Annotated in this window: 6 protein-coding genes; 1 reads left to right on the top strand and 5 read right to left on the bottom strand. The window is 57.0% G+C overall.

Features of this window, described 5'->3' with window-relative positions; all coding sequences use genetic code 11:
• Positions 1–44: 44 nt before the first annotated feature.
• From parE to nudF, 5 genes are read right to left on the bottom strand one after another with little or no spacing between them, the layout of a single operon-like run.
• Positions 45–1,940 (bottom strand): DNA topoisomerase IV subunit B, encoded by a 1,896-nt coding sequence (gene parE, locus VZP09_RS17265; protein ID WP_002916844.1) that lies wholly within the window; start codon positions 1,938–1,940, stop codon positions 45–47.
• Between the two features lie 30 nt (positions 1,941–1,970).
• A complete protein-coding gene (gene yqiA / locus VZP09_RS17270; RefSeq protein WP_002916845.1) occupies positions 1,971–2,546 on the bottom strand; it encodes an esterase YqiA in 576 nt (191 codons plus the stop codon).
• Positions 2,546–3,373 carry a 3',5'-cyclic-AMP phosphodiesterase gene (gene cpdA, locus VZP09_RS17275; protein ID WP_328795299.1) on the bottom strand — a complete coding sequence of 276 codons (828 nt, stop codon included), beginning with the start codon at positions 3,371–3,373 and terminating at the stop codon, positions 2,546–2,548. The genes yqiA and cpdA overlap by 1 nt, the downstream gene beginning before the upstream one ends.
• A gap of 24 nt (positions 3,374–3,397) precedes the next feature.
• Positions 3,398–3,820: a DUF1249 family protein gene (locus tag VZP09_RS17280; protein WP_002916847.1), complete on the bottom strand. Its 423-nt coding sequence runs from the start codon at positions 3,818–3,820 to the stop codon at positions 3,398–3,400.
• Complete coding sequence (nudF, locus tag VZP09_RS17285) at positions 3,817–4,449, bottom strand: ADP-ribose diphosphatase (RefSeq protein ID WP_016532683.1); 633 nt, start codon at positions 4,447–4,449, stop codon at positions 3,817–3,819. Before nudF ends, VZP09_RS17280 begins: the two co-directional genes overlap by 4 nt.
• A gap of 250 nt (positions 4,450–4,699) precedes the next feature.
• On the opposite strand from nudF, the gene VZP09_RS17290 reads away from it, so the two are divergent.
• A partial coding sequence (locus tag VZP09_RS17290) for a TolC family outer membrane protein (protein ID WP_442910128.1) occupies positions 4,700–5,451 on the top strand: 752 nt, incomplete at its 3' end.

Raw genomic sequence — 5,451 nt, forward strand, 5'->3', positions numbered from 1 at the left:
AGGGAGCCTGAGGCTCCCTTTTACGTCTGGCGCAGCGTGCGGTCTTACACTTCCAGATCCGCCATATCGCCCTTCTCCTGCAGCCAGTTGCGACGATCTTCCGAACGCTTTTTGGCCAGCAGCATATCCATTATCGCCGTGGTCTGCTGCTCGTCCTCATCGCTGATCACCAGCTGCACCAGGCGGCGGGTATTCGGGTCAAGGGTGGTTTCGCGCAGCTGCATCGGGTTCATCTCACCGAGCCCTTTAAAGCGCTGGACGTTTGGCTTGCCCTTCTTGCGCTTTAGCTGCTCCAGCACGCCGGTTTTTTCTTCTTCCGTCAGCGCGTAGTAAACCTCTTTGCCGAGGTCGATACGGTACAGCGGCGGCAGCGCCACGTAGACGTGCCCCTCTTTCACGAGGGTACGGAAATGTCTTACGAACAGCGCGCACAGCAGGGTGGCAATGTGCAGACCATCGGAGTCCGCATCCGCCAGAATACAAATTTTACCGTAGCGCAGCTGGCTTAAATCATCGCTATCCGGGTCAATACCAATCGCCACCGAAATGTCGTGCACTTCTTGCGAAGCTAACACTTCATCGGAGGAGACTTCCCAGGTATTAAGGATCTTGCCCTTCAGCGGCATGATCGCCTGATATTCGCGATCGCGCGCCTGCTTGGCTGAGCCGCCCGCCGAATCCCCTTCGACGAGGAACAGCTCGGTACGGTTCAGATCCTGGGCGGTACAGTCCGCCAGCTTACCCGGCAGCGCCGGACCGCTGGTCAGCTTTTTGCGCACCACTTTTTTGGCGGCGCGCAGACGGCGCTGAGCGCTGGAGATGGCCATCTCCGCCAGCAGCTCCGCGGCCTGCACGTTCTGATTCAGCCACAGGCTGAAGGCGTCCTTCACCACGCCGGAGACGAACGCCGCGCACTGGCGCGACGACAGACGCTCTTTGGTTTGCCCGGCGAACTGCGGATCCTGCATCTTCACCGACAGCACGTACGCGCAGCGATCCCAGATATCTTCCGCTGACAGCTTCACGCCGCGCGGCAGGATATTACGGTACTCGCAGAACTCACGCATCGCGTCGAGCAGCCCCTGACGCAGACCGTTAACGTGCGTCCCGCCCTGCATAGTCGGGATCAGGTTCACGTAGCTTTCGGTCAGCAGTTCGCCGCCTTCCGGCAGCCACAGCAGCGCCCAGTCCACCGCCTCCGTCTCGCCGGAGAAGGCGCCGACGAATGGTTTTTCCGGCAGCAGCGGCAGGCCGTTCACCGCTTCGCTCAGGTAATCGTTCAGGCCATCGGCATAGCACCAGCTCTGCTCGCTGTTGTTCACCTGGTCGCGGAAAACAATTTCCACGCCCGGGCACAGCACCGCTTTCGCTTTTAACAGGTGGGTCAGACGTGAAACGGAAAAGCGCGGGCTGTCGAAGAAGCTTTCGTCCGGCCAGAAATGGACGCTGGTCCCGGTATTGCGTTTGCCGCAGGTGCCGGTGACGTGCAGGTCTTCCACTTTTTCACCATTTTCAAAGGCGATGCTGTAGACCTGACCGTCGCGACGCACGTTGACCTCCACGCGTTTTGACAGGGCGTTGACCACCGAGATCCCCACCCCGTGCAGGCCGCCGGAAAACTGATAGTTTTTATTGGAAAACTTACCGCCCGCATGCAGCCGGCAGAGGATCAGCTCAACCGCCGGCACGCCCTCTTCCGGGTGGATGTCGACCGGCATCCCACGACCATCGTCAATGACCTCCAGGGACTGGTCGGCATGAAGGATAACTTCCACGCGTTTGGCGTGGCCTGCCAGCGCTTCATCCACACTGTTATCAATAACTTCCTGACCAAGATGGTTAGGACGAGTGGTGTCGGTATACATGCCCGGACGGCGGCGCACCGGCTCTAGCCCGGTGAGTACCTCAATGGCATCAGCATTATATGAAGATTGCGTCATGGTGTGTATTCGTAGGTCGTTCAGGGCCGTTTAGCGCAGGCCGAGAAATTCGATAATCTGAGTGAAATGATCGTCAAAGCCGACAAATGCGTGATTACCGCCCTCCTCTACCGTCTGCCGGCAAGAGGCGTAGTAATGAACGGCCTGGCGGTAATCAAGCACTTCATCCCCGGTCTGCTGTAGCAGCCAGAGTAAATCCGGCGCTTCGAGCGGGTCGATTTGCATGACTTTGAGATCGTAAATATGGCGAGACTCTAGCACATATTGCTGCCCGGTGTATGGATTCTCATTGTGGCCGAGAAAATTGTTTAGTAGTTCAAACGGCCGCACCGCCGGGTTAACCACCACCGCCGGCAGCATAAAGCACTGCGAAAGCCAGGTCGCGTAGTAGCCGCCCAGCGACGACCCTACGACCCCCAGCGGCTCGCCGCCGTGCTCCAGCACGATGGACTCCAACAGCTCCGCCGTTTCCGCCGGGTAAGGCGGCAACTCCGGCACCACCATGGTGATCTCAGGATAGTGCTGCGCCAGCCAGGTTTTTAACGCCGTCGCCTTCGCCGAGCGCGGAGAGCTGTTAAAGCCGTGCAGATAAAGGAGCGTCGCCATCAGTAGCCTTGTGAAGCAATATCCGGATGAAACGCGGCGCCTTCCAGGCGGCACACTTCGGTGGTCAGCGTCCCGTCAGGGTGAAGCTCCAGCCAGCGCCAGCCCGGTGACACCGTATCCAGAGTGAAATTGGCACAGTGCGGTTTAAACTGGACGCAGGTCGACGGCGTCGCCATCATGCGCCGGCCATTCCAGTCGAGATCCAGTTCCTGATGAATATGGCCGCACAAAAGATGCTTCACCCGCGGCCAGGCGCTCAACGCGCTGTCCAGCGCGCCGGCGTTGCGCAGACTATGCTGATCCAGCCAGCTGCAGCCGGCCGGCAGCGGATGATGGTGCAGCAGGAGTAAGGTATAGCGCTCCGGCGCCTCCGCCAGCTTATGTTCGAGCCACTCCAGCTGGAAGTCGCTCAGCTCGCCATGGGGAACGCCAAACACCTGGCTGTCGAGCAGCAGGATCTGCCAGCGATCGCCGAGAAACACGCGCTTGGCAGGGGAAATGCCCGCCTCCTGCAGGGTGCTGTACATCGCCGGCTGGAAATCATGGTTGCCCGGTAGCCAGACGCAGGGTGCAGCAAAACTCGCGATGCCCTCAGCAAAATGCTGATAGGCCGCGGAGGAGTGGTCCTGCGCCAGATCGCCTGTTGCGACAATCAGATCGCATGGACGCTGTGAGGCATGAATGGCCGACAGTACGGCCTGATAGCTATCCCAGGTATTGATGCCTAACAACGTTTCATGCTTTTCAGCAAACAGGTGAGTATCAGTAATTTGTAATATCCTGACTCTGGCCTCACCAGCCAGAGGTAGGTTTAACAGGCTTTCCAAATGGTGTCCTTAGGTTTAACGACGCTAACAAACCGGAATCGCCATCGCTCCATGTGCTAAACAGTAACGCAGCCAGTCGGCCAAAAACTGGTTAATTTGATGCTTTTCGTCGCGTTGATGCAACTTTTTATTAGGATAATCATATCGCGCTTTGAAGCGAAAGATCTGCTGACTCGAACACACTTCGGCCACCATGGCGTCATGGTAGAGGCGGACGGTCATCGATGGCAGGCTCCAGTAGCTCACTGCAGGCAGAGTCTGCTCTATTGCCACCAGAGTAGTGTAGCGGGTCGATTCAACTATCGTTAACCGATACTGCGCGCTTCCCACCTGATAGCTTACCTTCTCACCCGCTGCATCCGTTCGCGGCAACAGGCGGCGCAACTGCGCGAAATTGGTCTCGCACAGGCGCATCATCTCAGGGAAGTCAGGTGTATAACGCTTCATTTTGTCCACTCATTTCGTAAATTGTGATAATGCAATTGCAGCCATTGCAAGGCGATGACAGAGGCTGCGTTGTCGATTTTCCCCTCTTCTACCCACTGGTAAGCCTGCTCCCGACTCACCACATGCACCCGAATATCCTCGTTTTCCTCGGCCAGGCCGTGAATGCCTTTTGCCGTCGATGCATCAACTTCTCCCACCAGGATCGATAACCGTTCGCTGGTGCCGCCGGGACTGGCCAGATAGCTTAATATTGGTTTCGTCCGCCCAACTTCAAGCCCGGCCTCCTCCAGCGCTTCCCGACGGGCAACATCTTCCACCGTTTCACCCGCTTCAATCATGCCGGCGACCATCTCCAGCAGCCACGGGCTCTCGCTGGTATCATAGGCGGCGATACGGATTTGTTCGACCAGCACCACTTCGTCGCGCACCGGGTCAAAGGGTAGCAAGACGGCGGCGTGCCCGCGCTCAAAAATTTCACGGGTGATTTCGCGACTCATGCCGCCGTTAAACAGGCGGTGGCGAAAACGGTATAAATCGAGCGAAAAAAAACCACGATATAGCGTTTCGCGTGCAATAATTTCTACATCATTTTTGGAGAAGGTAATTCCCTGCTGCGTGGGTTTGCTCATTGTCATGTCCTGCGAATCTGAAATTAGGGATTTCCAAACCGTTTGGCTACCGTTTTACGGTCCGTATGTTAGATTGGTGCAAATTACCGCCGGATGGCACGTAACGCCAACTTTTTACGGCGGCAGAATCGATACAATCAGCGGAATTTTTCTTAGAATTAGACCAGCGCTAAATGCTTCACAACAAGGAATGCAAATGAAGAAATTGCTCCCCATTCTTATCGGCCTGAGCCTGACCGGGTTCAGCGCCATGAGCCAGGCGGAAAACCTGCTTCAGGTTTACCAGCAGGCACGCATCAGCAACCCCGATCTGCGTAAATCGGCAGCCGATCGTGACGCCGCGTTCGAAAAGATCAACGAAGCGCGCAGTCCATTACTGCCTCAGCTTGGGCTGGGAGCGGATTATACCTATACCAATGGCTATCGCGACAGCAACGGCGTCAACTCTAACGTCACCAGCGGTTCGCTGCAGTTAACGCAGGTTCTGTTTGATATGTCGAAATGGCGCGCCCTGACGCTGCAGGAAAAAACGGCAGGGATTCAGGATGTCACGTATCAGACCGATCAGCAAACACTGATTCTGAATACCGCGACGGCCTATTTTAAAGTGCTGGCCGCCATCGACACGCTCTCCTATACCGAAGCGCAGAAACAGGCTATTTACCGCCAGTTGGATCAAACCACGCAGCGCTTTAACGTAGGCCTGGTGGCGATCACCGACGTACAGAACGCCCGTTCACAATACGATGCCGTGCTGGCGAACGAAGTCACCGCGCGTAACGATCTCGACAACGCCGTCGAAGGACTGCGTCAAGTCACCGGTAATTACTATCCGGAGCTGGCCTCCCTGAACGTGAACGGCTTTAAAACCAACAAGCCGCAGGCGGTCAACGCCCTGCTGAAGGAAGCGGAGAACCGCAACCTGTCGCTGCTGCAGGCGCGTCTGAGCCAGGACCTNGCCCGCGAGCAGATTCGTCAGGCGCAGGACGGCCATTTGCCGAC

This window comes from Klebsiella sp. EMBS2024 (assembly GCF_036233805.1).
In the GTDB taxonomy this organism is placed as follows: Bacteria; Pseudomonadota; Gammaproteobacteria; order Enterobacterales; family Enterobacteriaceae; genus Klebsiella; species Klebsiella pneumoniae.

Excerpts from the sequence above, each read along its gene's own strand:
- nudF (WP_016532683.1), bottom strand. The coding sequence starts at position 4,449 with ATGAGCAAACCCACGCAGCAGGGAATTACCTTCTCCAAAAATGATGTA.
- parE (WP_002916844.1), bottom strand. The coding sequence starts at position 1,940 with ATGACGCAATCTTCATATAATGCTGATGCCATTGAGGTACTCACCGGG.
- VZP09_RS17280 (WP_002916847.1), bottom strand. The coding sequence starts at position 3,820 with ATGAAGCGTTATACACCTGACTTCCCTGAGATGATGCGCCTGTGCGAG.
- yqiA (WP_002916845.1), bottom strand. The coding sequence starts at position 2,546 with ATGGCGACGCTCCTTTATCTGCACGGCTTTAACAGCTCTCCGCGCTCG.